This window comes from Pectobacterium polaris, assembly GCF_002307355.1.
In the GTDB taxonomy this organism is placed as follows: Bacteria; Pseudomonadota; Gammaproteobacteria; order Enterobacterales; family Enterobacteriaceae; genus Pectobacterium; species Pectobacterium polare.
Genome location: NZ_CP017481.1, coordinates 3,157,698 through 3,183,955 on the forward strand (window position 1 = coordinate 3,157,698; position 26,258 = coordinate 3,183,955).

Annotated in this window: 24 protein-coding genes and 1 other annotated feature; of the genes, 11 read left to right on the forward strand and 13 right to left on the reverse strand. The window is 51.7% G+C overall.

The window, feature by feature from the left end:
• Window positions 1-42: 42 nt before the first annotated feature.
• The 9 genes from hisIE to hisL all read right to left on the reverse strand — a co-directional run bounded on the left by hisIE (window position 43) and on the right by hisL (window position 7,341).
• On the reverse strand, window positions 43-606 hold the full coding sequence (gene hisIE, locus BJJ97_RS14200; protein WP_264372093.1) for a bifunctional phosphoribosyl-AMP cyclohydrolase/phosphoribosyl-ATP diphosphatase HisIE: 564 nt from the start codon (window positions 604-606) through the stop codon (window positions 43-45).
• Window positions 607-668: 62 nt separating this feature from the next.
• Entirely contained in the window at window positions 669-1,445 is a 777-nt protein-coding gene (gene hisF, locus BJJ97_RS14205) for an imidazole glycerol phosphate synthase subunit HisF (RefSeq protein ID WP_095994357.1), read from the reverse strand.
• Window positions 1,427-2,164, reverse strand: coding sequence for a 1-(5-phosphoribosyl)-5-[(5-phosphoribosylamino)methylideneamino]imidazole-4-carboxamide isomerase (gene hisA / locus BJJ97_RS14210; RefSeq protein ID WP_095994358.1), 738 nt, complete (start codon window positions 2,162-2,164; stop codon window positions 1,427-1,429). The genes hisF and hisA overlap by 19 nt, the downstream gene beginning before the upstream one ends.
• A gap of 6 nt (window positions 2,165-2,170) precedes the next feature.
• On the reverse strand, window positions 2,171-2,761 hold the full coding sequence (gene hisH, locus BJJ97_RS14215) for an imidazole glycerol phosphate synthase subunit HisH (protein ID WP_014915086.1): 591 nt from the start codon (window positions 2,759-2,761) through the stop codon (window positions 2,171-2,173).
• The gene (hisB, locus tag BJJ97_RS14220; RefSeq protein WP_039481352.1) at window positions 2,761-3,828 is read right to left on the reverse strand and encodes a bifunctional histidinol-phosphatase/imidazoleglycerol-phosphate dehydratase HisB; all 1,068 of its coding nucleotides are present in this window, start codon (window positions 3,826-3,828) and stop codon (window positions 2,761-2,763) included. Before hisB ends, hisH begins: the two co-directional genes overlap by 1 nt.
• A gap of 15 nt (window positions 3,829-3,843) precedes the next feature.
• Window positions 3,844-4,917: a histidinol-phosphate transaminase gene (hisC, locus tag BJJ97_RS14225; RefSeq protein ID WP_095994359.1), complete on the reverse strand. Its 1,074-nt coding sequence runs from the start codon at window positions 4,915-4,917 to the stop codon at window positions 3,844-3,846.
• Window positions 4,914-6,242: a histidinol dehydrogenase gene (gene hisD, locus BJJ97_RS14230; RefSeq protein ID WP_095995376.1), complete on the reverse strand. Its 1,329-nt coding sequence runs from the start codon at window positions 6,240-6,242 to the stop codon at window positions 4,914-4,916. Before hisD ends, hisC begins: the two co-directional genes overlap by 4 nt.
• 5 nt (window positions 6,243-6,247) lie before the next feature.
• A complete protein-coding gene (gene hisG, locus BJJ97_RS14235; RefSeq protein WP_044204795.1) occupies window positions 6,248-7,147 on the reverse strand; it encodes an ATP phosphoribosyltransferase in 900 nt (299 codons plus the stop codon).
• A gap of 49 nt (window positions 7,148-7,196) precedes the next feature.
• Window positions 7,197-7,318, reverse strand: a sequence feature (His leader region).
• Window positions 7,294-7,341 carry a his operon leader peptide gene (hisL, locus tag BJJ97_RS21995; protein WP_106389040.1) on the reverse strand — a complete coding sequence of 16 codons (48 nt, stop codon included), beginning with the start codon at window positions 7,339-7,341 and terminating at the stop codon, window positions 7,294-7,296. It overlaps the preceding feature by 25 nt.
• 556 nt (window positions 7,342-7,897) lie before the next feature.
• Between hisL and BJJ97_RS22000 the strand changes: the two genes are divergently transcribed.
• Window positions 7,898-8,326 carry a hypothetical protein gene (locus BJJ97_RS22000; protein ID WP_125460907.1) on the forward strand — a complete coding sequence of 143 codons (429 nt, stop codon included), beginning with the start codon at window positions 7,898-7,900 and terminating at the stop codon, window positions 8,324-8,326.
• A gap of 240 nt (window positions 8,327-8,566) precedes the next feature.
• Entirely contained in the window at window positions 8,567-9,409 is an 843-nt protein-coding gene (locus BJJ97_RS14240) for an SDR family oxidoreductase (protein WP_095994360.1), read from the forward strand.
• 108 nt (window positions 9,410-9,517) lie between these two features.
• Here the strand turns inward: BJJ97_RS14240 and BJJ97_RS14245 are convergent, their stop codons facing one another.
• The 4 genes from BJJ97_RS14245 to BJJ97_RS14260 form a co-directional block, all read right to left on the reverse strand.
• Window positions 9,518-11,470 carry a methyl-accepting chemotaxis protein gene (locus BJJ97_RS14245; RefSeq protein WP_095994361.1) on the reverse strand — a complete coding sequence of 651 codons (1,953 nt, stop codon included), beginning with the start codon at window positions 11,468-11,470 and terminating at the stop codon, window positions 9,518-9,520.
• 340 nt (window positions 11,471-11,810) lie between these two features.
• Complete coding sequence (locus tag BJJ97_RS14250) at window positions 11,811-13,745, reverse strand: methyl-accepting chemotaxis protein (protein WP_095994362.1); 1,935 nt, start codon at window positions 13,743-13,745, stop codon at window positions 11,811-11,813.
• Between the two features lie 470 nt (window positions 13,746-14,215).
• Entirely contained in the window at window positions 14,216-14,917 is a 702-nt protein-coding gene (locus BJJ97_RS14255) for a response regulator (protein WP_095994363.1), read from the reverse strand.
• Window positions 14,918-15,009: 92 nt separating this feature from the next.
• A complete protein-coding gene (locus tag BJJ97_RS14260) occupies window positions 15,010-16,605 on the reverse strand; it encodes an ATP-binding protein (RefSeq protein ID WP_095994364.1) in 1,596 nt (531 codons plus the stop codon).
• A 419-nt stretch (window positions 16,606-17,024) separates the two neighbouring features.
• On the opposite strand from BJJ97_RS14260, the gene BJJ97_RS14265 reads away from it, so the two are divergent.
• The 9 genes from BJJ97_RS14265 (at window position 17,025) to BJJ97_RS14305 (ending at window position 25,979) form a co-directional block, all read left to right on the forward strand.
• The gene (locus BJJ97_RS14265) at window positions 17,025-18,395 is read left to right on the forward strand and encodes a 2-hydroxycarboxylate transporter family protein (protein ID WP_095699243.1); all 1,371 of its coding nucleotides are present in this window, start codon (window positions 17,025-17,027) and stop codon (window positions 18,393-18,395) included.
• Window positions 18,396-18,511: 116 nt separating this feature from the next.
• Complete coding sequence (locus BJJ97_RS14270) at window positions 18,512-19,396, forward strand: fumarylacetoacetate hydrolase family protein (protein ID WP_095994365.1); 885 nt, start codon at window positions 18,512-18,514, stop codon at window positions 19,394-19,396.
• 87 nt (window positions 19,397-19,483) lie between these two features.
• Window positions 19,484-20,548 carry a [citrate (pro-3S)-lyase] ligase gene (citC, locus tag BJJ97_RS14275; protein WP_095994366.1) on the forward strand — a complete coding sequence of 355 codons (1,065 nt, stop codon included), beginning with the start codon at window positions 19,484-19,486 and terminating at the stop codon, window positions 20,546-20,548.
• A 23-nt stretch (window positions 20,549-20,571) separates the two neighbouring features.
• The gene (citD, locus tag BJJ97_RS14280; protein WP_095994367.1) at window positions 20,572-20,862 is read left to right on the forward strand and encodes a citrate lyase acyl carrier protein; all 291 of its coding nucleotides are present in this window, start codon (window positions 20,572-20,574) and stop codon (window positions 20,860-20,862) included.
• Entirely contained in the window at window positions 20,862-21,737 is an 876-nt protein-coding gene (citE, locus tag BJJ97_RS14285) for a citrate (pro-3S)-lyase subunit beta (RefSeq protein WP_095699246.1), read from the forward strand. Before citD ends, citE begins: the two co-directional genes overlap by 1 nt.
• Window positions 21,738-21,790: 53 nt before the next feature.
• Window positions 21,791-23,320, forward strand: a complete 1,530-nt coding sequence (gene citF, locus BJJ97_RS14290) for a citrate lyase subunit alpha (protein WP_095994368.1) — start codon at window positions 21,791-21,793, stop codon at window positions 23,318-23,320.
• A 26-nt stretch (window positions 23,321-23,346) separates the two neighbouring features.
• Window positions 23,347-23,874 carry a citrate lyase holo-[acyl-carrier protein] synthase gene (gene citX, locus BJJ97_RS14295; RefSeq protein WP_095994369.1) on the forward strand — a complete coding sequence of 176 codons (528 nt, stop codon included), beginning with the start codon at window positions 23,347-23,349 and terminating at the stop codon, window positions 23,872-23,874.
• On the forward strand, window positions 23,852-24,757 hold the full coding sequence (gene citG, locus BJJ97_RS14300; RefSeq protein ID WP_095994370.1) for a triphosphoribosyl-dephospho-CoA synthase CitG: 906 nt from the start codon (window positions 23,852-23,854) through the stop codon (window positions 24,755-24,757). Before citX ends, citG begins: the two co-directional genes overlap by 23 nt.
• A gap of 466 nt (window positions 24,758-25,223) precedes the next feature.
• Complete coding sequence (locus BJJ97_RS14305) at window positions 25,224-25,979, forward strand: flagellar brake protein (protein ID WP_095994371.1); 756 nt, start codon at window positions 25,224-25,226, stop codon at window positions 25,977-25,979.
• The last annotated feature ends 279 nt before the right edge of the window (window positions 25,980-26,258 follow it).

Consider the following 26,258-nt stretch of genomic DNA (forward strand, 5'->3'; position numbering starts at 1 on the left):
TATCATCCCGCGCTATCAACGACTGATAACGCGGGAACAGGTTTACTTATTGTGGCGATCTTTGAGGCGATTGATGATGGTCGCCAGATCTAAATCCTGATCCTGCAACAGCACCAGCAGGTGGTACATTAAATCAGCGGCTTCGTTGGTCAGTTCTTCGCGGTCATGCACCGTCGCTGCTAATGCCGCTTCCAATCCTTCCTCACCGACTTTCTGCGCAATGCGTTTGGTGCCGCTGGCATACAGACGTGCAGTGTAAGAACTATCCGGGTCAGCATGCTTACGTTCGGCCAGCAGTTGCTCTAACTGATAGAGGAACGTCCAGTCGCTGGCAGCAGGCGAGAAACAGCTGCTGGTGCCAAGGTGACAGGTTGGGCCGATAGGATTAACCAGAATCAGCAGCGTGTCGTTATCGCAGTCTGGCGTGATAGAGACGACATTCAGGAAATGGCCGGAAGATTCGCCTTTCGTCCACAACCGCTGCTTGGTACGCGAGAAAAACGTGACCTTACCGCTTTCTTCTGTGGCCTGTAAGGCATCCTGATTCATGTAGCCCAGCATTAACACTTCACCGGACACCGCATGTTGCACGATAACTGGCAGCATGCCGTCTGTTTTTTCCCAATCGAGTTGGTTTCGTTGTTCGTCGTTTAGAAAAACTGCTTCGCTTAACACACTCGAATCTCCACACCCTGTTGCTTAAGATATTGTTTCAGTTCGCCAATATTAATAATTTGCTTGTGAAACACCGATGCGGCCAGCGCGCCATCAACGTGGGCGGTTTGGAATGCATCCAGAAAATGTTCCATGGTGCCTGCGCCGCCGGAAGCAATAAGCGGGACATTGCAGACATCACGCACCAGATTTAACTGGTGTAAATCGTAGCCGTTGCGCACGCCGTCCTGATTCATCATGTTCAGGACAATCTCACCCGCACCGCGCTTCTGCACTTCTTCTACCCAATCCAGCGTTTCCCAGGTGGTGACTTTGGTGCGCGCTTCATCGCCTGTGTATTGATTGACATGGTAGAGGCCCGTCGCCGCATCGTGCCAGGTATCAATCCCGACGACGATGCACTGCACACCATAGCGATCGGCCAGGCGAGTGATCAGCTCAGGGTCGGCCAGCGCCGGTGAGTTGATGGAGATTTTATCCGCGCCGAAAGAGAGGATTTGACCTGCTTCTTCCACGCTTTTAATGCCGCCTGCCACGCAGAAAGGAATATCAATCACTTCCGCGACACGGGATACCCAGCTTTTATCGACCACACGGCCATCGGAAGAGGCGGTGATGTCATAAAAGACTAACTCATCGGCCCCTTCCTGCGCGTAGCGCTGCGCCAGCGGGACGATGTCACCGATGATTTCGTGATTGCGGAACTGTACGCCTTTAACAACCTGACCGTTACGCACGTCCAGGCAGGGAATTATCCGTTTTGCCAGCATGAAATAGCCTCCGCGACGTTGAATTTACCTTCCAGCAGCGCACGACCCACGATCACGCCCTGCACACCGCTGCCGCGTAAATTGGCGATATCTGTCAGATTACCGATGCCGCCGGATGCCTGAAAGGCAATCTGCGGGTAGCGCTGGCTGATTTCACGATAGAGCTCGACATTGGAGCCGCTCAGCGTACCGTCACGGGAAATGTCGGTACAGAGTACATGCTTCAGGCCAAACGGCAGATATTGTTCGACGACCTGCTCAAGCGTGGCGTCTGAATTTTCCTGCCAGCCGCTGATGGCGACGAACTTCGTGCCGTTGGTGTCGATACGCACGTCCAAGGCCAGCACCAGCGCTTCTGCACCGTAGCGGGTGAACCATTGCTGAACGAGTTCCGGCTGCTTAACCGCGGTGGAGCCGATAACGACACGGCTGGCACCGGCTTTTAATAGCGCTTCTACGTCCTGCTCGGTGCGGATACCGCCGCCGATCTGAACCGGTACGCTAACGCCAGCCAGCAGCGTGGTTAACAGCGGGATCTGGCGGGCAGAAGGATCTTTTGCACCGGTCAAATCCACCAAATGCAGTACACCTGCACCTTGTTGCTGGTAATCCTGCAAGCGGGGGAGCGGATCGCTGCCGTACTGGCGCTGTTGGCCATAATCACCCTGATGCAGACGGACAACCTGTCCATCAATCAGATCTAATGCGGGAATAATCATGACGTTCTACATCTCCAGAAAGTTTTTCAGCAGCTGCGCGCCCGCAGCACCCGAACGCTCAGGGTGGAACTGCACGCCAAAGAAGTTATCTTTTTCCAGCGCGGCGGTGAAGGCTTCGCCATAGTTGGCTTGTGCAATCGTGTTTTCGCAGACCGGCATGGCATAGCTGTGAACGAAATAGAAATAGGCACCGTCATCGATATCGCGGAACAAGCGATGTCCGGCCTTTGGAATGACTTGATTCCAGCCCATATGCGGCAGCGGCAAGCCGTGGTCAACCATCTTTTTCACTGGCGTATCGACAATCCCTAGTGTAGGGATGCCGCCGTTTTCGTCGCTGTTTGTGCCCAGCAACTGCATGCCGAGGCAAATGCCGAGAACGGGCTGGGTACAGGCCTTGATCAACGCAATCAGGTCACGCTCTTCCAGTTGATTCATCGCGGCCTGCGCAGTACCAACGCCCGGCAGAAACAGCTTGTCCGCTTGCAGGACAATCTCGGCCTCGCGGCTTACAACGGGCGTATACCCCAACCGCTGCACGGCGTAGGTCACCGAAGAGAGGTTAGCGCAGCCGGTATCAAGAATGACGACCTTCATCAGAGCACTCCTTTAGAGCTCGGCAGCGTATCACCCTCGACGCGAATGGCCTGACGCAACGTGCGTCCGAAGACTTTAAACAGGCTTTCCACGCGGTGATGATCGTTACGCCCCTTGGTTTTCAGGTGCAGCGTACAGGCCATGGAATAAGACAGCGAGCGGAAGAAGTGTTCGACCATTTCCGTACTCAGGTCGCCGACGCGCTGGTAGCTGAATTCCGCTTTGTATTCCAGATGCGGACGGCCTGAAATATCCAGCGCACAGCGTGCCAGACACTCATCCATCGGTAGGACGAAGCCAAAGCGACCAATGCCGCGTTTGTCGCCCAGCGCTTTATTCAAGGCTTCGCCCAGCGCCAGACCGGTATCTTCCACCGTGTGGTGATCGTCAATGTACAGGTCACCTTTCACTTCAATGTTCATGCGGAACCCGCCGTGTGTGGCGATTTGATCCAGCATGTGATCGAAGAAGCCGACGCCGGTGTTGATTTTGCTGCCGCCTTCCTGATCCAGCCAGACGTTCACATCAATCGCGGTTTCACGCGTGACGCGGTTGACGTGCGCATGACGGTCACGCTTGGTCAGCTGGTTGGTAATCGCTTGCCAGTTCAGTCCACCGCGTTGGTAGAGCAGGCCGGTTATGCCCATATTCTGCGCCAGTTGAATATCGGTCTGGCGGTCGCCGATGACGTAGCTATTCGCCACATCCATCAGGCCATTATTCAAATAGGCGGTCACCAGTTCGGTTTTGGGTTTGCGGCAGGTGCAGTTATCCGCCGGTAAATGCGGGCAAATCAGCACGTGCTCAAAATGGATACCCTGTGATGTCAGAATCTGCATCATCAGGTTGTGCGGTGGATCGAAGGTTTCCTGCGGAAAACTATCGGTTCCCAGACCATCCTGATTGGTGATCATCACCAGCGTATAGCCCGCTTTTTGCAGCGCCAGCAGTGAGGGGATGACATCTGGTTCCAGCGCCAGTTTATCCAGACGGTCAACCTGAAAATCCTCAGGCGGTTCAGCAATCAATGTTCCGTCACGGTCGATAAAGAGGTATTTCTGGCCCACGTGAGCTCCTTAAAATTAAGCGTTGATGCCCGGCAATGATTGTAATGCAGCAACAACGCGTTCACATTCGTAGCGGTTGCCGATAGTAATGCGCAAACAGCCAGCGAGGCTCGGTTGCTTATTTTGGTCACGCAGAATAATGCCTTGATCCCACAGCGTTTTAAATACAGAAGGGGAGGCGGTAAAGCGCACCAGCAGATAGTTACTCTCGCTGGGGAAGATTTCTTCAATGCAGGGAATGTCTTTTAAGGCACCGCTTAGCCAGCGGCGAGCGGAGGTAATTTCCTCAACATTCGCCTTCATTTTAGCGATCCCTTCGTGGCTCAGCGCCTGTGCGGCGATATCGGCCACTGGGGTGGACAGCGGATAAGGGGCAATCACCTTCAGCAGAAGCTGAATCACTTCAGGGTTTGCCAGCGTGAAGCCACAGCGCAGCCCAGCGAGTGAAAAGGCTTTTGACAAGGTACGCAGAATCACCAAATGAGGAAACTCGGCCAGCCAGACTGAGGTGGTCGCCTGCGGACAGAATTCAATATAGGCCTCATCGATAACGACCAGCGCTTTGCCCTGTGCCAGCGTGAGCAACTGGCGTAAATCTTCCCGTGCAATCAGATTCCCGGTCGGGTTGTTCGGGCTGCACACGTAAATGACCTTCGTGCCATCCAGCTGCGCTTCAATCGCGTCGAGATCCAACTGCCAGTCTGCTTTACTGGCTACGGTGCGACGTTCCACGCCAAATGTTTCGGCGCTGACGGCGTACATGCCGTAGGTTGGCGGACAGAACAGGATGGCGTCTTTCCCCGGTTCGCAGAACGCGCGGATCAGCAGCTCGATACCTTCGTCGGCACCGCGGCTGACCAGAACCTGCTCCGGCGTTACGCCAGCATACTCGGCGTAACGGCTGATCACGGTGACCGGCTGACATTCTGGGTAGCGGTTCAGCGTTTGCAGCGTTAACTGAAATTCCGGCGCTTGAGGATATTCATTGGCATTCAACCAGACATCGCCGTTCCCACCCAGACGACGGGCAGATTGGTAGGGGGTCAACGCACGGACGTTGGCACGTGCCAGTTCTTCAATGCTGCTCATGCTTGCTCCTTCAGTGCTGCAACACGCAGGGTAACGGCGTTTTTGTGGGCGGTCAGCTGTTCGGCCTGTGCCAATATTTCTATGGTCGGCGCCAGTTGCAGTAACCCCTGCGGCGTGAGCTGCTGTACGGTCATGCGCTTCTGGAAATCTGCCAGACCCAGGCTTGAATAGGTCGAGGTATAGCCATAGGTCGGCAGAACATGGTTGGTGCCGGAGGCGTAGTCGCCAGCGGATTCCGGTGACCAGTCGCCAAGGAACACGGAACCTGCGCTGGTGATGCTATCAACCAGTGACTCGGCGTCGCGCGTCTGGATGATCAGGTGCTCTGGGCCATATTGATTGCTGATTTCAATGCACTGTGCCAAATCACGCGCAACGATGACGCGGCTGCTGGCAAGCGCCTGACGCGCGATGTCTGCACGGGACAGCTGCTTGAGCTGTTCTTCAACGGCGTCCGCCACGGCCTTAGCCATTGCTGCGTCAGGCGTGAGCAGAATGACCTGTGAGTCCGGGCCATGCTCTGCCTGTGATAACAGGTCGGAAGCGACAAACGCAGGCGTTGCACCACTGTCGGCGATCACCAGAACTTCGGATGGCCCAGCGGGCATATCAATGGCTGCGCCATCAAGCTGCTGGCTAACCTGACGCTTGGCTTCCGTCACATATGCGTTGCCGGGGCCAAAAATCTTATCCACGTTTGGCACGCTCTCGGTGCCAAACGCCATCGCGGCAATCGCTTGCGCGCCACCGAGCTGAAAGACTTCTTTAATGCCACACAGCTGTGCGGCATACAGAATTTCATCGGCAATCGGCGGCGGTGAGCACAGCACCACGCGACCACAGCCAGCGATGCGTGAAGGCGTTCCCAGCATCAGCACGGTTGACGGCAGCGGGGCAGAGCCCCCAGGAATATACAGTCCGACGGTTGCGATGGGGCGAGTGAGCTGCTGGCAACGTACGCCTGGCTGCGTTTCGATATCGACAACTGGCAGCTTTTGCGCGTTGTGGAATGTCTCGATATTACGCACGGCGATCGCCATCGCCTGTTTTACTTCATCGCCCAGACGGGCGGAGGCGGCAGCGATCTCAGCCTCGGTGACGCGAATCGCATTCACCTGAACCTTATCGAACTGCGCGCTGTAGTCGCGTAAGGCGTTATCACCACGACTTTTCACGTTTGCCAGAATATCGCTCACGACAGCGGTAATGCGATCTGACGCGGAAATCGCCGGACGAGTCAGTAGCTGACGCTGCTCTTCTACTGAACAGCGCTGCCAGTCAACGAGCGTGCTGAAGCTGCCAGTGCTTTTGGTGTTGTCAGCCATCGTCATCACTCCATCATTTTTTCAATAGGCAGGACCAGAATGGAGCTGGCACCTAATGATTTCAGCTTCTCCATGGTTTCCCAGAACAGCGTTTCGCTACTGACCATGTGCATGGCAACACGACGCTGATCGCCGGCCAGCGGCAGAATGGTCGGGCGCTCGGCACCAGGCAACAGGGCAATGATTTCGTCCAGACGTTCGCTAGGCGCGTGCAGCATGATGTATTTTGATTCACGTGCCTGAATTACGCCTTGCATACGGGTCAGCAGTTTGTCGATTAGCTGCTGTTTCTCTGCTGGCATTTCACCGTCGCGCTGAATCAGGCAGGCCTTGGAACGGTAAATAACTTCGACTTCGCGCAGTCCGTTGGCTTCCAGCGTGGCACCGGTTGATACCAGATCGCAGATAGCATCGGCCAGACCGGCACGCGGTGCTACTTCGACGGAACCGTTGAGCAGACAGGATTTGAAATTGACAGATTGTCTGTCGAGATATTGTTTGAGCAGGTGAGGATAAGAGGTGGCGATACGTTTGTTTTGCAGACATTCAGGACCGGTATAGGCTTCGTCCAGCGGCATCGCCAGCGACAGGCGGCAACCGCCGAAATCCAGACGACGCAGCGTGAAGTAACGCGGATCTTCGCCCTGTGCACGACGGTTTAACAGCTCTTCTTCCAGCACGTTTTCGCCGATGATGCCCAGATCGACCACGCCATCCATCACCAAACCGGGGATATCGTCATCGCGTACGCGCAGGATATCAATCGGCATATTCTCTGCGAACGCGATCAGACGCTGTTGCTGTAAGTTGATTTTGATCCCACAGCGTGCCAGCAGTTCGCGTGAATCGTCGCTCAGGCGGCCTGACTTCTGCATTGCTATCCGTAAACGTGTTTTATCCAGCATGGAAACCTCATTAACCTGTCAAATTTAAATTTTTGGAAATAGAGCGCGCATAAAAAAACCCTCGGAAGTTGATCTTCCGAGGGCTCTCTTTGTGTTCTGCGCCACTGGAAGATCTTAACGTCTTCCAGCACCAACTGCCCGAAAGACTAATCAGGATGATGGTGATGATGGTGGTTAAACAGAACGCGTGTCATAAGTTGTCTCTTTGTTGTGTCAATGATTGTTAAATCAATAGCTGCTGCTTACTAGATAACCTAAACCATGTATGGGCCCTCGTGCAACTCTTTTTTAGCGCTGATTGGGGGTACGCATTGTTGTGTGAGCAGTTGAGTTGAAAGAGCGGGGGGCGAACAAAGCACATGAGTATCAAAATCTAATAGATAATAATGGATATAAACTATATTGAAGTTAACGATAAGGATAATAAATGATAATTCTATGAATGCATGATTTTGTTTTTTTATTAAATGCTAATTTAATTCTCTTTGGGGAAGTTGTAAGATATTTCATAAGAGTTGGTCTTATACGCATCACTAATTTAATGATTCTTGTGAGAACGAGAAAAATTAGTGATGCGACATAATAGTCACTGTCTGAAATGTGTATTTAAATTATTGCTGGAATGATATAGCTATCAAACTAATAGTGTGATTGGTTTTTTATAACGTTAAGGTCGTAGTGTGGAGAAATATTTCCCATTGCTAATAAAAAGTAGAAGTTAATTTATGTGATTAATATAAGGATATAGAAATGAAATACAGTGTACGATCTTGCTTAATGATAGGAGCGCTGGCGCTCTATGGTTCTTTCTCCATTGCTGATGTTATCGCTGAAACAACAAGGCCAGCAGTAATTAAATATTCTGTTTATGGAGGTGAAGAACTGGTAAGAGTCGCACAGGATTGGAATGCAACATTCCCATCTTTAGTAACTAAAGGTGCCACGCAAACAGGCTCTTTTCCGATGTACAATACCTACAGCCAATATTCGACAAATGTTACATATCAAAACAAAGCTGGAGAGAAATGTAAATTTACAGCGGGATATGTGTTAAATAATATTGGCCCAGTGTTTAGTTCTTCGGCAGAGAAACTAACGTCAGGTGCATATTGCTCAATTAGCATCTATCCTCGATATAGCAAACCATACGAATTCACTATGGACATATCAATGTTTTAATGATTAATCGTTCATTCTATTCACGTTGGGGATGCTAATGCACGCCCCAACGTTTTCTCTGATTAACCGCTGCATGTTATCCCATCAAGTTGTTGTCTCTTGTCCCATCAAATATTATCGCTCTCCTGCTAAAGGTGATGAACAGCTATAATGACGGTTTAGCATCATAGGGTGAGCATCGTTTATCTTATTAGCACCACGATAGCCGAAGTAAGATGATTCCTCATGAGGGGGATGGCAATGAAAAAAGTATCGATTGTTGGATTGGGCTGGTTGGGTATGCCACTGGCTCTGGCGCTGAATGGGCACGGCTACCACGTGACAGGGACGAAAACCACTCAGGATGGCGTGGAAGCGGCGCGAATGAGCGGCATTGAGTGCTATCAACTGGCGCTGACGCCGGAACTGGAATGCGACGCAGACGAGCTTAGCGCGCTATTACAGGTTGACGTGTTGATCGTGACCTTGCCCGCCAGCCGAACGGCGGAAGGGGGCGAAGGGTATGCGCAAGCGGTACAGCAACTGGTGAATATGGCGCGTGTGTTTCATGTCCCGCGTATTATCTTCACCAGTTCAACCTCGGTTTATGGCGATAGCAGCGGCACGGCAAAAGAAAACTCGCCGCTACAGCCGACGACGGTAGCAGGGAAAACGCTGGTGTCCCTCGAACAGTGGTTGCAGCATCTACCTGATACCTCCGTGGATATCTTGCGTCTTGCGGGGCTGGTCGGCGGTGAACGCCATCCTGGGCGTTTCCTTGCGGGCAAAACCAATCTGCCGCGCGGTAACCAGGGCGTGAATCTGGTGCATCAGGAAGATGTGCTGGCGGCGATCCTGCTGCTACTTAAGCTACCAAACGGTGGGCATATCTATAACCTGTGTGCGCCAGAACATCCGGCCAAACAGGATTTTTACCCTGAGCAGGCGCGCAGATTGCACCTGTCTCCGCCGCAGTTTGCACCCGTAACCGACAGCGATCAGGGGAAGATTGTTGATGGGCAGCGTATCTGCCATGAACTTGGGTTTGAGTATCAGTACCCTAATCCTTCAACGATGCCGCTGAACGAGGGTTTGTCGCGCTAACCGCAATGCGTGCTGCTTTATTTGCCACGATGTTTGCCACGATTTTTTGATACCGCAACAGGGGTTCTGATACGCCCGGATGTGTGTGAAGCATCCGGGCGAGAGGTGTTAAAACGACGTCCAGTCGCCTTCTGACGATGCGGCTTTTTTGTCTGTCGTTGACACACGTTTTGGCAGCGCGTGTCGTGACGTAGAGGATGATGGGCGTGAGCCCGCGCGGTTATCCGATTGGGACACTCGGAAGTGCTCAAGCAGCTTCTCCAACAGCACGGCCTGTTCTTCCAGCGAGTTGGCAGAAATGGAGGATTCCATTACCAGCGAGGCGTTCTGCTGCGTCGTGGTGTCCAGTTCACTGATCGCCTGTGCAATTTGCCCAATTCCCCGACTCTGTTCTTCAGAGGCGGAGGAAATTTCTCCCATGATGTCGTTCACGCGGGAAACGGAATCGACGATTTGCTCCATGGTTTCTCCTGCAACCGCCACAAGATGACTCCCCGCATTGGTGCGCTCAACGGACTCTGCGATCAGGGACTCAATGTCTTTGGCGGCCTGAGAGCTGCGCTGCGATAAACTGCGAACTTCGCCTGCGACCACGGCAAAACCACGTCCTTGTTCACCGGCACGCGCGGCTTCCACCGCCGCGTTCAGCGCCAGAATGTTGGTCTGGAAAGCAATGCTATTGATGACGGTAGTAATATCGGCGATTTTTTTGGAGCTGGCCGCGATATTGTCCATGGTCGTCACAACCTGTTTCACGACTTCGCCGCCTTTCAGCGCATTCTTGGAGGCATCGGCAGCGATCTGGCTGGCATGTTTGGCGTTGTCGGCGTTGTTTTTCACCGTTGACGTCAATTCTTCCATGCTAGCCGCGGTTTCAACGACGGCTGCCGACTGCTGCTCGGTGCGCGATGATAGATCGCTATTGCCTGTGGCAATTTTGCTTGCCGACTGGCTGACGCTACCGACGCTATCCCGCACTTCGGAGATAACGTGACGCAGCTGTTCATTCATCGTCCCCATCGCGTGAGTGAGTCGCCCCAGTTCATCGTGGCGATCGGTCTGAATTGAGGTGGTTAGATCGCCACTGGCAATACGTTCCGCCAGCGACAGGTTATGGATGATGGGTCTGGTGATAATCCGGGTGATGTAGATCGAAATAATGATACCGATGATGACGGCGATGAGACCGATAATCATGGTAATGGTGGCGGAGTTATAGGCCAGTTCATCGTTTTTCGCTTTGATAATGGCCGTCAGCGCGTTGATGTCTGCGCTGCTTTTCGTTCCTGCTCTCATGACCAGATATTCTGCTTTTTTCACGTCATCAAAAGCGGTGTAATAGTCTGCATTAATCTGTTGATATTGCTTGATGTAATTTCGCAATGCGTCAGCCTGACCTTTCAGATCGGCAGGTAAAATCGGTAAGGCCTGATAGGCTGATTCCGTTTCCGCATAACGGTTATTCAGTGCAGTGATTGTTTTCTCATCTTTTGTTATTTGCAGCTCATAACTCAGCTTTTGCACTTCACTTAACAAGAAAGCCAATCTGCTCATCGCGTAATAAGCATCGTTATCGGGGAATGAGCTGGTGCTATGAATGGTCTGTGCAACAGGTTCCAGCGTGGCTTGTGCATGCAGCTGATTCATTTTTCCCTGAATCCCAACCGCTTTTTGTGTTGCAACAGACATACCGGATACCGATGTCTGAAAGCCCTCTAAGTTTTCTTTTAAGCTATTGATGTGGCCTAACTCATCGGCGCTCCAGGCCAGAGTTTTTGCGCTGTCTGTTAAGTCTGTCGCGCTTTTAACAAATTTCGCCAGAATATCTTTTGTCTTCTCATCGGGGGCGTAGAAATATTTCACGCGGTTTATTTTTGCCTGAAATACCTCAATATTGATGCTGTAAATAAGATTGGTTTTTTCATAGATATCTTTGATGTCTTTAAATCTTTTTGTACTAAGCGATGAGGCAACAATAACGAGTAATAAAATAATGCCAAATCCCGCATACAGTTTATGTGCGATTTTTGTGTTACGGATTCGACTAGCAAGATTCTGCATTATAACTCTCCATGTATAACGATTTTAGTAATAATGACTACGGTTTTATTGCTAACGATTATTTCACTGTTAACGACGATGTCGTTTCTAACTACTGTAACTACTATGAGTTATCGGGTTTTCTTATCACGATGTTAGAGCCAAAGTAGGGGATAATAACATTTTGTGATGGGTATCAAAGCGGGCTGTGCAAATGCATAGTCTTTTATGGGAATACGGCCAAAATAACGTAGCTTACTGATTATTTAACGATTTATTTATCATTGAAATAATATTCTATTGGTGAATTCAGCCCTGACGTCATATCAGGGCTGAGGGATCGAACGTTAGAAGTTAGGAGTTAGAACGTTGTCCAGCCTGAGTCCTGCGACTGTTTTGATGCAGGCGGCAGGCGTTTCTGCTGTGGCGGTAAACCTGAGAGACTTGTTTTGGATTTGCGCCCTTCGTGATCGGATAGGCGGAAATTCGCTACCATGCTTTCCAGTATCGCAGACTGTTCTTCCAGCGAGTTAGCGGAGATCGAGGATTCCATCACCAGCGCTGCATTCTGCTGTGTGGTGGTGTCCAGTTCGCTGATGGCACGGGAGATTTGCTCAATGCCGCGGCTTTGCTCATCGGAGGCGGAGGCAATTTCCCCCATGATGTCGTTAACCCGCGAGACAGAGGAGACAATCTGATCCATCGCCGTTCCCGCATTGGCGACTAACTGCGTACCCACATTAATACGCGACACTGATTCAGATATCAGGCTGGCGATTTCTTTTGCGGCTTGCGAGGTGCGTTGAGAAAGTGTCCGCACCTCGCTGGCAACCACGGCAAATCCACGGCCTTGCTCACCGGCTCGCGCGGCTTCTACCGCGGCGTTCAGCGCCAGAATATTGGTCTGGAACGCAATGCTGTTGATAACGGCAGTAATGTCGGCAATCTTCCGTGAGCTGTCTGAAATGCCTGACATGGTATCAACCACATTCCGAACCACTTCGCCGCCTTTGTGCGCATTTTGCGAGGCTTCGGTACTGATTTGGCTCGCCTGTTTGGCGTTCTCGGCGTTGTTTTTCACGGTCGACGTCAGTTCTTCCATACTGGCGGCGGTTTCTACTACGGCGGCAGACTGCTGCTCGGTGCGCGAGGAGAGGTCGCTATTACCCGCGGCAATCTTGGCCGCAGAGGTTGACACGCTGTCCACGCTGTCACGCACATCGCTGATCATATGGCGCAGCTTTTCGTTCATTCTCCCCATGGCGGCCGTTAGCTGACCCAGCTCATCATCGCGATCGGCCACGATGGTTGAGGTTAGATCGCCTGCGGCGATTTTTTCCGCCAGAGAAAGGTTGTGAATCACAGGGCGGGTGATTTGGCGGGTAATCAGCAGCGAGATGATAATGCCGATCACGATGGCGATGAGGCCAATGATCATCGTGATAGTCGCGGAACCGTATGCCAGTGCGTCATTCTTCTCTTTGACGATAGCGATAAGCGCTTTAATGGAGGCGCTGCTTTTATCTCCGCCGACCTTCACGCCGTCTTCGGCTTTTTTCAGGCCGTTGATGCTCTGGAAGTAGTCAGCGTTGAGCTTTTTATAGCTGGTGACATAGCTTCGCAGGCCCTCGGCGGCGACCTGTTGTTCAGGCGTCAGTGCCGCAGTGGCGGCCTGATAGCTGCTGTCAAAGCGACCAAAAGCCTCATCAAGCTTCTTCGCGGCATCGGCATTTTGCTTAAGCTGTAGTTCATAGGATAACTGCTTGAGTTCTGAAACCTGCGCTGCCAAATCTTCAGCCTGATATTGCGTCGTGCTATCAGAAGGCTGCTGGCGCAGTTTGGCGTAAAAATCCGTAGTAATGTTTTGACCGTTGGCGGCGCTGATTTTGTCGCGATTTTCTACCACGCGCTGCGTGGCTTTCCCCATCTCGGTGATCGCGTTCTGGAATTCGGTCAGATTCTGGCCGAGATCGTTGACGAGGGGCGCGCCTTCTGGACTCCATGAGAGCGTTTTCGCTTCCGTGGTTAACTCCGATGCATGTTTAACGAAGCCCGCCATGGTTTCACGCGACTTCTCTTCATACGAATAAAAATACTTCAGGCGGTTTATTTTGGCCTGAAAGACTTCGATGTTGATGTTGTAAATAAGATTGGTTTTTTCATAGATATCACGAATTTCTCTGAAGCGACCTGCGCTCAGTAGCGATGCAATGATGACCAGTAGCAGGATCACCCCAAACCCAAGATACAGCTTTTGGGATATTTTAAGATTTCTAATTTTTTTGGCTAAGAACATGACGTCTCTCCGGGGATGAATTACTGGTGTCAGGTAAAAAATCAATCAAGGTATGACCCATAATGCTTATCGGATTTATAGTGGTTTTTTTTAGTGTGAGTGAAGAAACTAATAATAATTTGTGAGGCTTCTCTCTTATTTTTGGACAACTGCACAGCAGGCACCGGTTGAATTACCAATCTGCGTTATGTTAACCGTTATAAGAATAAACACAGAAAATCGTGATTGTTTTTTTAATTTTTAAAAACTTGAGAGGAAATGGGTTAATTTAGACATATATTGAAATATAAGTAGGATGAAAATAACGAATAGTTAAGTTTGGACGTAATATTGCTGACGCGTACCCAAGTAGTGAATGACGTTATTACTTTATCTGACTTTTATCTCAATTTTTATCGTACATCATCGTCTGGCTGCGCTGGATGCCCTATGACGGCTAACCTCGCCGTCATAGGACAGGGCTACAAGATCTAGCCGCTGCTTTTTGTGCGATACAGCCGACGTGGATGACCAATCTTGCCGTAACGCATTTCGATATCGAGGAACTGATTTTCAACGCAGAACTCTAGGTAACGGCGCGCCGTCGTTTTACTGAGTCCGGTTTTTTCGACGATATCATCGACAGAAAAGAGTGTATCGCCGCCATCGTTGGCAAAAATCTGCTTGATCAGCCCCAGCGTGTTCTCTTCAATGCCTTTTGCTGATGAGGAGGTGGCTGTGCCGGACGATTGCAGCTGATAGAGAATATCGACGTTCTGCTGATCGACAATTTTGTAAGTGTGCTGGGTTTTCACGAATTGAATAAATCGCTCCAGCGAAGAGCGCAGCCGTGGGTAGGAAAGCGGTTTGATAATGTAGTCAAAGGCCCCGCAGCGAATCGCCTGAGCGCAGGTATTCATATCGCTGGCGGCGGTAATAAAGATGACGGAACAATCCATCCCTTTTAGTAGTTGGCTTTCAATCAGCGACACCCCTTCGCCGTCAGGCAAATAGTTATCCAGCAGGATCAGGCGCGGCCTGTGCTGCTGAAGGAGCTTTTTGGCTTCAAAAAGCGTAGCGGCAATCCCTACGACACGCAGATTGAAATGTTTCTCAATAAATTCAGCATGAATATTTGCCAGCTTACTTTCATCTTCAACGATTAAAACATCGAAATGTTCAGTGTGCTGCATGGTGTAAATCCCTGTTAGTCTCTGAATTATAAAATAGTGTGTCCGCTATACCTCAAGCGGTCTGTGCGTTATTCAATACGCTGCCGCTCAAATTATGGGGGGGACATCGGAATAAATAGGGAAAATATGCTGCCATTCGGCTGGTTGGCCGAGACTTCGATCATTCCCTGAGCCTGATTGACGTAGCTGGCGACCAGATGCAGCCCCAGCCCGTGATCGCCCTGCGTTTTGCTGGTCACGCCCATTTCAAACAGGCTATCGGCAATGGCCGGATCGATACCCGTTCCCTGATCGGCGATTTCAATGACCAGCTCTTGTTCGCTGTTATAGATGTACACCTCGACAGGATAGTGTGGCGCGGTGGTGGCTAATGTGGCTTCCATCGCGTTATCCAGCAAATTACCAATGATGGACATCAGCTCCGTTTCGCTCAGCGCGGGGGGAATGTGGGTGAGCTGGCAGCGTGGGTCGAAAACAATCTCAATGCCTTTTTCCCGTGCTGTCGCGTACTTGCCCAGCAGCAGCCCGCACAGCGCCGGCGAACAGAAGCGGCGCGAAACAAAATCCAACACCACCTGCGCGCTTTCCGACTGCGCTTCAATATATTTGATGGCTTCGTCATAGCGTTTTAGGTGCAGCAGTCCGGCCAGCGTCGCCGTCCAGTTCAGCTGCTCGTGGCGCAAAATGCGCAGACTATTCGCGTAACGTTTCACCTGACTGAGTTGCATGCTAAGCGTATGAATATCGTTTTTACTGCGGAAGCTGATGACCCAACCCTGAAGTTCATCCTCCAGCATAATCCGCACCCGGCTGGCAATCACGGTGGCGTGGTTAAAACGACAGATTTCATCGTGGGTGTCGCTGTTCCACATGGTCTCGCCGGAGAAGAAGGGCACGGGTTTAATGACGGTATCAATCGGCTTGCCGCGCAACAGATAGGACGGTTCGTTCAGCCCTAGGATTTCTTTGGCGGCATGGTTAATGGCGGCAATGCGGTGCTGCTTATCGATGGCGATCACCCCTTCATAGATCGATTCAAGCAGCGCCTTCTGCTGCCTGACCAGCATACGAATCTCAAGCGGTTCGAGGCCAAACATCTGTTTCTTCAGATTACGCGAGAACCACCAGGAGAAGATAAACAGAGCAACAAACATTGCCAGAATCGCCAGTAGGATATGCGCCAGTTTACTGAATGTCAGGTTATCGATATGGGTTTTCAGATAGCCGACGGAGACAATACCAATAACCTGACCGTCAGCCACGATCGGCGCTTTGCTGCGTAGAGAAATGCCAATACCGCCCCGGCGCACGGTGATCGTGCTTTTCCCAGCGAGAACCTCAACATTATCACCGCCCACCATCTGCGTGCCGACAAGGCTGGCATCTTCAGAATGAAACAGGTGATGCGCCTGATTATCCCCGATCACGATATAGCTGGCGTCGCTGCGCAGCTTCAATTGCTGGACGAGCGTGCTTATCTGCTTAATGTCTTTATTCTTCACCGACTCAATTAGGGACGGAATGATGGCGATTTCTCTGGCCTGTACCTGCGCTCGTGTACCCAGCTCGGAATAGAGCTGCTTATCGATATCGTGATAATAATAAATACCCGTCATCAGAAGTAACGAAGAGAAGAAGACGATCAAATAGATAAATAATTTGATATGAAAGGAAAGTCTCACTCTCATGATGTGCGGTAGCCTGCTGGTGAACGAAAAATAGCTGATGAATTTATCACGAATGGTAATAAGAATGGGCTGAGAGGAAAAAACTTGTGAGCAATAACACGTTTAAATATGTTGCTACCAATATGATGATGGTAATAAATAGATAAAATTAAACGCATCTGTTTTCTTTAATAAACAACTTAATTACGTTTTATCAACATAGTCATTTTTAGGAAATAAAAACCATAAACTCCATAGAAACCGTAAAGTTTATTTTGAGCGTAAAATCAGCTAACCGCCTGCGTAATAAACGATTTTTGAATATAAATCATAAAAACCATAAACGCCTTTAAAACTCGTTTTTTAATTTGAAGGGAATCACATAATAATAGGTAATCGCCCCCTATCATTCGCGGACAAAATAAAACGGGGACAGAGTGATGAGTACGACTGATGATTCATATATTGTGGTAAATAATGAGGCGGCTGGGAAGGCCTCATTAAAGGAAAAATGGTGGCACGTTCTGGATACCTATAAAGTAGGTATTATCCCTGTGCCACTCTTTGTGCTGGCGGGGGTATTAATCGGCATCGACTGCCTGAGTGGCAAATTGCCGAGCGACATCGTCGTGATGGTGGCGACGCTGGCATTCTTCGGGTTTGCCTGTGGCGAGTTTGGTAAACGTCTGCCGATTATCGGCAAGATGGGGGCGGCGGCAATCTGTGCGACCTTTATCCCCTCGGCGATGGTGCATTATGGCCTGCTGCCGGACGTTGTCGTTGAATCCACGACCAAGTTCTATAAAAGTACCAACATCCTGTATCTCTACATCTGCTGCATTATTGTCGGCAGCATCATGAGTATGAATCGGCAGACGCTGATTCAGGGCTTCCTGCGTATTTTCTTCCCTATGCTGTGCGGTGAAATCGCTGGGATGCTGGTGGGCATGGGCGTCGGTATTGCGCTCGGCCTGGATCCATTCCAAATCTTCTTCTTCCTGATTCTGCCGATTATGGCAGGTGGGGTGGGTGAAGGCGCTATCCCGCTGTCCATCGGCTATGCCACGATTCTGCATATGGATCAGGGCGTTGCACTGGGGCGCGTCTTGCCTATCGTTATGCTGGGTAGCCTGACCGCGATCATCCTTGCCGGTGTTCTGAATCAGTTGGGTAAACGCTTTCCACACCTGACTGGTGAAGGCGAACTGATGCCGAATAAAGACAATAATCTGGGCGGTGGCGCAAGCAGCACACCGGTTTCTGCCTTTAGCGGCAAAGCCGACGTCACGACGATTGCCTCTGGCGCACTGCTGGCCATCCTGCTGTATATGGTGGGTATGCTTGGTCACAAAGTCATTGGCCTGCCTGCACCGGTTGGCATGCTATTCGCGGCGGTGCTGGTGAAGCTGGCTCACGGTGTTTCACCGAAAATGCTGGAAGGTTCTCAGGTCGTTTACAAGTTCTTCCAGACCTCTGTGACGTATCCGATTCTGTTTGCCGTTGGCGTGGCGATTACGCCGTGGCAGGAGCTGGTGAACGCTTTTACGATTCAAAACCTGCTGGTGATTATTTCTACCGTAGTGACGCTGGTCGCGACCGGCTTCTTTGTGGGTAGAAAAATCGGTATGCATCCGATTGATGTTGCCATTATTTCCTGCTGCCAAAGCGGACAGGGTGGTACTGGTGACGTCGCGATTCTGACGGCAGGCAACCGTATGGTGCTGATGCCATTCGCGCAGATTGCGACGCGTATCGGCGGTGCGATTAACGTTTCGATTTCACTGCTCGTGCTCGCCAACTTTTTAGTCTGATGTCATTCAGAAAATAAAAAGGCGCGGAGCTAAATAAGTATTACGTTGAAAAATGAGCTGAGCTAACAGAATAAAAACCGCCACTGCACGTGGGTTTATTTTGCACAGGAAATATTATGAAACTTGCAAGCTATCGTTATAACGGTAAGGACAGTTACGGCATTTATACACCAACGGGATTAATCGATCTCGGCGGTAAAATTGGCCACCGTTACCCCGATCTGAAAACACTGCTGGCGCAGAATGCGCTACACGTGGCACACGAATTCAGTATGAGCACGCCGGATATTCCGGTCGCGGATGTGACGTTCTTACCGGTTATTACCGCACCAGGGAAAATACTGTGCGTGGGGATGAACTACGCCGCTAAGCGTCAGGAATTTAATGAAGAGAATCCCGCGCCAACCTTATTTGTGCGCTTTGCGGATTCACAAACCGGACATGCGACGCCGGTGATCAAACCGCATTATTCCAGCGAGTTCGATTATGAAGGCGAGCTGGCGGTCGTTATCGGTAAAGGTGGACAGAATATTGCTCAGGATGTCGCGCTCTCTCATGTTGCAGGCTACAGCTGCTACATGGATGGTTCTGCGCGTGACTGGCAGCACAGCTGGTTTACCGCAGGCAAGAACTGGCAGAAAACTGGTGCGTTCGGCCCCTATCTGACTACCACGGATGAAATTCCCGATCCGCATGTGCTGGCAATCCGTACGTATCTGAATGGCCGCATGGTGCAGGACGACAATACCAGCAGCATGATCCACAAAGTTGCGGAATTGATTGAATACATCAGCACCTTCACCGAGCTAAGCGCAGGCGACGTGATCATTACCGGTTCACCGGGCGGCGTGGGTAAAAAACGCAATCCGCCGCTGTTTATGAAAGCGGGTGACTGTATTGAAGTTGAAATCGAAAACATTGGCCATTTGCGTAACACGATAGTGGATGCCGCTGCGCCGGTGAAATCAGTTCCGGCAGCCGCTGAAGCCGTCGCGCACTGAATATCCGTGTCAGTACCAGGCTGCCGGCACTAAATCGGCAGCCTGCAATAGATTGTCTAAATAATTCGAGTTGCAGGAAGAACCGCGATGTATGCCAATGATTCCGTCTTTTTTGACACGCTGGATGTGCGCCTTCGGGAGCAGGAGAGGGACGCGGTGCGCCAGTTCCTTGCACACTGCCAGCTCGGCATGGATGACGATATTGACATCGTGGTGGTTGGTAAACGGGGCGGGCGGCTGATTGCCTGCGCGGGACTGGCCGCCAACACCATTAAGTGTGTTGCGGTCGATCCGGAATTCAGACACCTCAATCTGGGCGTGCAGGTGGTGAATGAAGTGATGCAGCAGGCAGCGCAGCGCGGTCACTTCCACCTGTTTCTCTATACCCGACCGGAAAATGTCGACATCTTTCGCGGATGTGGCTTCTACCCACTGGCGTGCTATCAGGACAGCGCGGTGCTGATGGAAAACACGCCGATTGGCATCCAGCAGTATTGCCAGTCTTTGGCAGCCTTTGCGCACCCTGAACCGCTTGCCACGCGAACAGATAAAAACATCGGCGCGATCGTGATGAACGCGAACCCCTTCACGCTGGGTCACCGCTATCTGGCGGAGCATGCTGCACAGTCGTGTGACTGGCTGCACGTATTCGTAGTGCGGGAAGACGTGTCCTTTTTCCCATTCAGTGAACGTCTGGAGATGGTGCAGCGTGGCGTGGAACACATCCGCAATGTGACGGTACATGCCGGTTCGAACTACATGATCTCTAAGGCGACCTTTCCCGGCTATTTCCTGAAGGAAGAGAAACTCATCACCCGTGCCCATGCGGCGCTGGATTTAATCATTTTCAGGAAGTATATCGCACCGGCGCTCGGCATTACCCAGCGCTTTGTCGGCACCGAACCCTTTTGCCCGGTGACGTATCAGTACAACCAGGACATGCACTACTGGCTGGAGAAAGACCAGACGGTGTCTTCCCCGGCGTTAAACGTGGTTGAAATTGAACGTAAACGGCAAACCTCAGGACTGGCTATTTCCGCCTCGGAAGTCAGGAAATTACTCAAACTTCGGCAGTACAGCCGTATTCAGGACATCGTGCCAGCCTCAACCTTTGCGCATTTACAGCGCTATTACGAACCCGAATACGCGTAATTAAAATTAATCAGGATAAGTCTATGAAGATTGTTAAGGAGTCCTTAGCGGGTACCTTTGAATCCAGCGATTTGCTGGTCAAAGTGGCACCGGCTGACGGGAAACTCACCGTGATCATCAACAGTGAAGTGATGAAGCAGTTCGGTCACCAAATCAAACAGGTCGTGAATGACACGCTGAAAGAGCTGGGCGTACAGGAAGGGACGATCATTGTGGATGACAAAGGCGCGCTGGATTGTGTCATCCGTGCTCGCGTGCAAAGCGCGGTACTGCGCGCCGCAGACGGACAGCAGATTGAATGGGAGAAATTGTAATGAATAAACTTCGCCGCAGTATGTTATTCCTCCCGGGCGCGAACGCCGCCATGCTGTCCAATGCGTTTATCTACAAGCCTGACTCCATTATGTTCGATCTGGAAGATGCCGTTTCCCTGCGCGAGAAAGATACCGCGCGCCTGCTGGTTTTCCATGCGCTCCAACACCCGATGTACCGTGATATTGAAACCGTGGTACGCATCAACCAACTCAGTACGCCGTTTGGCCTGCTGGATCTGGAAGCGGCTGTGCGCGGCGGTGCCGATGTGATTCGCCTGCCGAAAACCGATTCCACCGACGATGTCGATGAGCTGGAACACCATCTGGTTCGTATCGAGAAAGCCTGTGGCCGTGAAGTTGGCTCTACGCGCATCATGGCCGCGATTGAGTCGGCGGTGGGCGTGATTAACGCCGTTGCGATTGCACGCTCTTCCGAGCGCATGATTGGGATTGCGCTGGCGGCGTTCGACTATGTCATGGATATGCAGACGGAACGCGGTGACGGCACAGAGCTGTTTTATGCTCGTTGCGCGGTGCTGCACGCGGCTCGTGCTGCCGGTATCGACGCCTTCGACGTGGTCTATCCCAACGTGAATGACGATGCGGGCTTCCTGAAAGAGGTCGATCTGATCCGCAGACTGGGCTTCAACGGCAAATCCCTGATCAACCCACGCCAGATTGAGCTGTTACACAACGCTTATGCCCCAACACAGGATGAAGTGGACTATTCCCATCTGGTGATCAAAGCCGCCGACGAGGGCGAACGTGCCGGTCTGGGCGTTATTTCCCTGAACGGGAAAATGATCGACGGGCCGATTATCGCCCACGCCAGAAGCGTGCTGGGACGTGCTCAGGCCTCCGGCGTTCGCAAATAGCCATTGCGTGATTGCACCGCAATTGCCGCTTTCAGGAATCACAGGATTAGACAATGAGTCATTTTATTGAAGCACTGCAAAAGCAGTACCCAGAAAAACGCCATCTGCAACCCTTCGTCAACGCTAATCAACATACGCCGTGGCTGAATGATGTCGCACAAAAACATGAACGCAAACTGTGCGCCGATCTGGAAGAGGCGATTCGTCACAGCGGACTGAAAGACGGGATGACGATCTCTTTCCACCACCATTTCCGCGAAGGCGATAAAGTCATTAATCGGGTGATTGATACGCTGGCACGGATGGGGTTTCGCGATCTGACGCTGGCATCCAGCTCGCTGATGAGCTGTAACGCGTCGCTGATCGACCATATTAAAGCGGGCGTAGTCAGCCGGATTTACACCTCGGGGATGCGCGGCAAGCTGGCTGATGCCATTTCTCACGGATTAATGAAAGAACCGGTACAAATTCATTCCCACGGCGGTCGCGTTCATTTGCTGCAAAGCGGCGAACTGAATATCGACGTCGCTTTTTTGGGGGTTCCGTGCAGCGATGAATTTGGCAACGCCAATGGCACCGCAGGGAAATCAAGCTGCGGCTCGTTGGGCTATGCGATGGTCGATGCGCAGTTTGCCCGTAAAGTGGTGTTGCTGACCGAAGCGCTGGTGCCGTTCCCGAACATGCCGGCCAGCATTGTGCAGGATCAGGTGGACTACATCGTTCAGGTCGATGAAGTTGGCGATCCGGCCAAAATCAGCGTAGGCGCGGCACGCGTCACCAGCAACCCGCGCGAGCTGTTGATTGCTCGTTCTGCGGCAGACGTGATTGAACATGCTGGTTATTTCAAAAATGGTTTCTCGATCCAGACCGGTTCCGGCGCAGCCTCGACGGCCTGTACGCGTTTCCTCGAAGATAAAATGCGTCAGCAGAACATCGTGGCGCGCTTTGCCCTCGGCGGCATCACGGGCGGTATCGTCGATCTGCACGAAAAAGGGCTGATCGAAAAACTGATCGATACCCAATGTTTCGATGCCAATGCGGCCGCATCGCTGGCGAAGAACCCGAATCACGTCGAGATTTCCACTAACGTTTACGCCAACCCCAGCTCTAAAGCGGCCTGCTGCGATCAACTGGATATGGTAATTCTCAGCGCGCTGGAAATTGACACCGACTTTAATGTCAACGTGATCACCGGTTCAGATGGTGTGATGCGCGGTGCGTCCGGCGGACACTGTGACGTCGCAACGGCAGCAAACCTGACCATCGTTGTTGCGCCGCTGATTCGTAGCCGCATCCCTACCGTGGTGCGTCAGGTGACGACGCGGGTTACGCCGGGAGAAAGTATTGACGTACTGGTGACCGATCATGGGATTGCGGTCAACCCAGCTCGACCTGAGGTTGCTGAACGTCTGAAACAGGCGGGGCTGACGGTGATGACGATTGAAGCGCTGTATCAGCGTGCGATTGCGTTGGTGGGTGAACCACGTGCTATCGAGTTTCACGATCGCATCGTCGGCGTTATTCGCTATCGCGATGGCAGCGTGATTGACGTCGTTCGTCAGGTGAAAGAAGCCGACGAATAAGCGGTAAACGCATGAGGGAATCGACGATGACAAAGACTGTTTCCATCTCGCTGGAAACCTTACTCGCGGCGAAGGAACGCCGCGCAGTTCGCCAACAAGAATGGCTTGCCCGCCACGGTGCGACGCTGGTGTCGCTGACGCTGGTCACGCCGGGGCCGGTAAAAGATAGCGAAGGCTATCGGCAGGTGATGGCCGAAGCTATCAAGGCATTCACGTTTCTATGTCAGACCAGAGGTTGGACGGTGCTGGAACAGCAGACATGCTGGCTGGCAACGGGGGCGGAAGGGCTGTGGGCGATCACCAAAGATGCGCTGTCCGTGAAGGCAGCGACCATTGCGCTGGAAGATAGTCATGAACTGGGACGGCTATGGGATTTCGACATCTTCAGCCCGGAAGAGGGATCGATTGGCCGGTCGATGCTGGCGCACAGCGGGCGAACGTGCCTATTGTGCGACCAGATGGCACACGCCTGTAGCCGTTCACGCCGTCATTCGCTGCCTGAGCTACTTGAGCACATTGAGGAAAAGGTTAATGCCTACTTTACGCCAGCCTGACGGTGTACTGTCGGCTGCGGTATCCCGTTCCGCAGTCGGTGATTATCGGGAGCGCGACGCGCTACCGGATATCGACCGGCGCGTGGCGAATGCGCTGACGATGGAAGTGATGTTGACGCCGAAGCCTGGACTGGTGGATCGCGCCAATAACGGATCTCACCGCGATATGGATGTCGCGCTGTTTCAGATCAGCATTCAGGCGATTTCCCCCTGGTTTCGGCATTTTACCAACGCGGGTTATCAGCACGCTAACACACCACTAGCGCAGCTGCTGTCTCAGGTTCGACCTATCGGCATCGCCTGTGAACAGGCGATGCTGTCAGCGACGAAAGGTGTGAATACCCATAAAGGTGGGATTTTCGCATTTGGCCTGCTGTGTACCGCAGCCGGTTGGCTGGCAGGGCGGGGAGAGCGTGTAACACAGCGCAGCCTGTGCGATAGCGTCGCGGCAATGTGTCACGATTTGGTGCGAAATGAGCTGGAGACGTGTTCTGGTGCGGCGACGGCGGGCGAACATCTCTATCAGCGCCATGGCCTGACAGGGGCGAGGGGAGAAGCCGCCAGCGGTTTTAGTACCGTATGCCAGTATGCGTTGCCTGCCTTGCAGCAGGCGATTGCTGCCGGAGCAGATGACGACACCGCGCTGTTACGGACGTTGCTGGTACTGATGGCTCACAATCCTGATACCAATGTCGTTTCACGCGGCGGCATGGACGGATTAGCGTTTGTGCAGGATTACGCACGGAGATTGCTGATTGGTCCGCTGGATCGTCAGGCGCTGAGAGAGATGGACGACGCGCTGATTGCCAGAAATCTTAGCCCCGGCGGCAGCGCCGATTTACTGGCGTTAACCTGGCTGCTGTATCACTATCCTGCCGAATAGCAAATGAACGGGTGCGATAAAAGGCGCGGCAGGCCTTGCGATGGGGGCGCGGTGCATTTTATTATTTGACCGCGCCTTAACACTTTTCCTCTTGTTCCACTAAAGTTATTGAGAAAATTGCCGATATCGTTTTCACCAACTTCTACCCGTCATACTTCAAGTTACGTACGTGCTGGCTGCTCAAATTCCTTTCCACGAGTTTGTTCTTCGCTTGTCACGTGACGAGGCGCATAAGTGTGCCTCGCCCTAAGGGCCAACGTTTACGTTGTTCAAAACGAGAGCGTTTTGTCCTGTCACTCGAGGTATTTAAGGTAGGTTTCATGCTGTTTCAGGTACTCCGAGTAATCGTTTTCAATATGCAGCCAGTGCAGTGCATCGTGTTGGCACACATGGGACTTGAAAGATAACGAAGAGGCGTGCATCAATATAAGCCATTGACACATATTCTGTGTAAACAATGGTGGGGATGAAAGCGGTGAATGAAAATTTGAAAGAGCAGTTTGTTAAGCGCAACAAACTGGCCATCTGTGCAACACTGCGCGAGTTAAAGAAGAATGATACGTCTCTGATGGTTCATCATCCTCACGGACAGTTCATCAGTAAAATTCTTGACGTTGTACCCGATAACAACCTGTTTGTCTTCGATTTAGGCGGCATTGAGCGTGAAAACAACCGCGCACTGTATGCGGGAGCGCTGTCTTTTGTTGCTGAGCCTGCCGGTGCAAAAGTTGAATTTAATGCTGAAATTGCGAAGACGGTCACTTACGACGGGCTGCCAGCCTTTAGCGCGCAGATTCCTGAACTGCTTTATCTTATCCAACGTAGAACCTATTTCCGCATCAACACGCCGCTGTGGCCGCCGTTGACGTGCCGTGGCGAACTGCCGGATGAGAGTGTTTTCCTGTTCACCATCAAAGATCTCTCTCTGGGTGGATTGAGCCTGTATACCGACCGTGATACCACGGGGCTGTTGACTGACGGTGATATCATTAAGAGCGTGGAGATGGACCTGGCTGACCACGGTTTCTTCTGCGTTGATTTGCAGTTCGTCGGTCAGGCAATGGTGAAGATCGTCGACAACAAAGGTGAATTTAAGCTGACGCAGCGTTTGAGTTTCAAATTCCCTTCACTGAACGCGGCGCAGGAACGCGATCTTCAGCAGGTGATTTTTGAGTTGGAAAGATTACAAAACGAAAAGAAAAAGCGGTTCCAGGAGTTGTAATTTTTAAGCACAGCTTTTTGTTTGGGCTTTACACATAACAGCAACGTTTTTATAACGAGTATTCGCTTATTTATCCTACTTATTACCCATAATTCATGCGAAAAGCCAACGTATAGGCAGCACGAAGAAGGGTGGGGATAAATAAATGGTTTCCAACGTTCTCAGAGCCTTGTCAGATGAGATCGAGTGGTGCAGAATACGCGCCTTGCAAATAACCGACGTCTAATAGCGTCGGTTATTTTTTTACATTTATGCTCGTCATACTTCAGGTTACAGGGG

Bases quoted from the DNA above. Each gene is read 5' to 3' on its own strand.
- BJJ97_RS14245 (WP_095994361.1), bottom strand. From the start codon at position 11,470: ATGCAGAATCTTGCTAGTCGAATCCGTAACACAAAAATCGCACATAAA.
- BJJ97_RS14305 (WP_095994371.1), top strand. From the start codon at position 25,224: ATGAAAGCGGTGAATGAAAATTTGAAAGAGCAGTTTGTTAAGCGCAAC.
- citD (WP_095994367.1), top strand. From the start codon at position 20,572: ATGAAGATTGTTAAGGAGTCCTTAGCGGGTACCTTTGAATCCAGCGAT.
- BJJ97_RS14255 (WP_095994363.1), bottom strand. From the start codon at position 14,917: ATGCAGCACACTGAACATTTCGATGTTTTAATCGTTGAAGATGAAAGT.
- hisH (WP_014915086.1), bottom strand. From the start codon at position 2,761: ATGAAGGTCGTCATTCTTGATACCGGCTGCGCTAACCTCTCTTCGGTG.
- BJJ97_RS14250 (WP_095994362.1), bottom strand. From the start codon at position 13,745: ATGTTCTTAGCCAAAAAAATTAGAAATCTTAAAATATCCCAAAAGCTG.
- citX (WP_095994369.1), top strand. From the start codon at position 23,347: ATGACAAAGACTGTTTCCATCTCGCTGGAAACCTTACTCGCGGCGAAG.
- hisF (WP_095994357.1), bottom strand. From the start codon at position 1,445: ATGCTGGCAAAACGGATAATTCCCTGCCTGGACGTGCGTAACGGTCAG.
- citG (WP_095994370.1), top strand. From the start codon at position 23,852: ATGCCTACTTTACGCCAGCCTGACGGTGTACTGTCGGCTGCGGTATCC.
- citE (WP_095699246.1), top strand. From the start codon at position 20,862: ATGAATAAACTTCGCCGCAGTATGTTATTCCTCCCGGGCGCGAACGCC.
- citF (WP_095994368.1), top strand. From the start codon at position 21,791: ATGAGTCATTTTATTGAAGCACTGCAAAAGCAGTACCCAGAAAAACGC.
- hisG (WP_044204795.1), bottom strand. From the start codon at position 7,147: ATGCTGGATAAAACACGTTTACGGATAGCAATGCAGAAGTCAGGCCGC.
- hisA (WP_095994358.1), bottom strand. From the start codon at position 2,164: ATGATTATTCCCGCATTAGATCTGATTGATGGACAGGTTGTCCGTCTG.
- BJJ97_RS14265 (WP_095699243.1), top strand. From the start codon at position 17,025: ATGAGTACGACTGATGATTCATATATTGTGGTAAATAATGAGGCGGCT.
- citC (WP_095994366.1), top strand. From the start codon at position 19,484: ATGTATGCCAATGATTCCGTCTTTTTTGACACGCTGGATGTGCGCCTT.
- BJJ97_RS14260 (WP_095994364.1), bottom strand. From the start codon at position 16,605: ATGAGAGTGAGACTTTCCTTTCATATCAAATTATTTATCTATTTGATC.
- BJJ97_RS14240 (WP_095994360.1), top strand. From the start codon at position 8,567: ATGAAAAAAGTATCGATTGTTGGATTGGGCTGGTTGGGTATGCCACTG.
- hisIE (WP_264372093.1), bottom strand. From the start codon at position 606: ATGCTGCCAGTTATCGTGCAACATGCGGTGTCCGGTGAAGTGTTAATG.
- BJJ97_RS14270 (WP_095994365.1), top strand. From the start codon at position 18,512: ATGAAACTTGCAAGCTATCGTTATAACGGTAAGGACAGTTACGGCATT.
- BJJ97_RS22000 (WP_125460907.1), top strand. From the start codon at position 7,898: ATGAAATACAGTGTACGATCTTGCTTAATGATAGGAGCGCTGGCGCTC.
- hisD (WP_095995376.1), bottom strand. From the start codon at position 6,242: ATGGCTGACAACACCAAAAGCACTGGCAGCTTCAGCACGCTCGTTGAC.
- hisC (WP_095994359.1), bottom strand. From the start codon at position 4,917: ATGAGCAGCATTGAAGAACTGGCACGTGCCAACGTCCGTGCGTTGACC.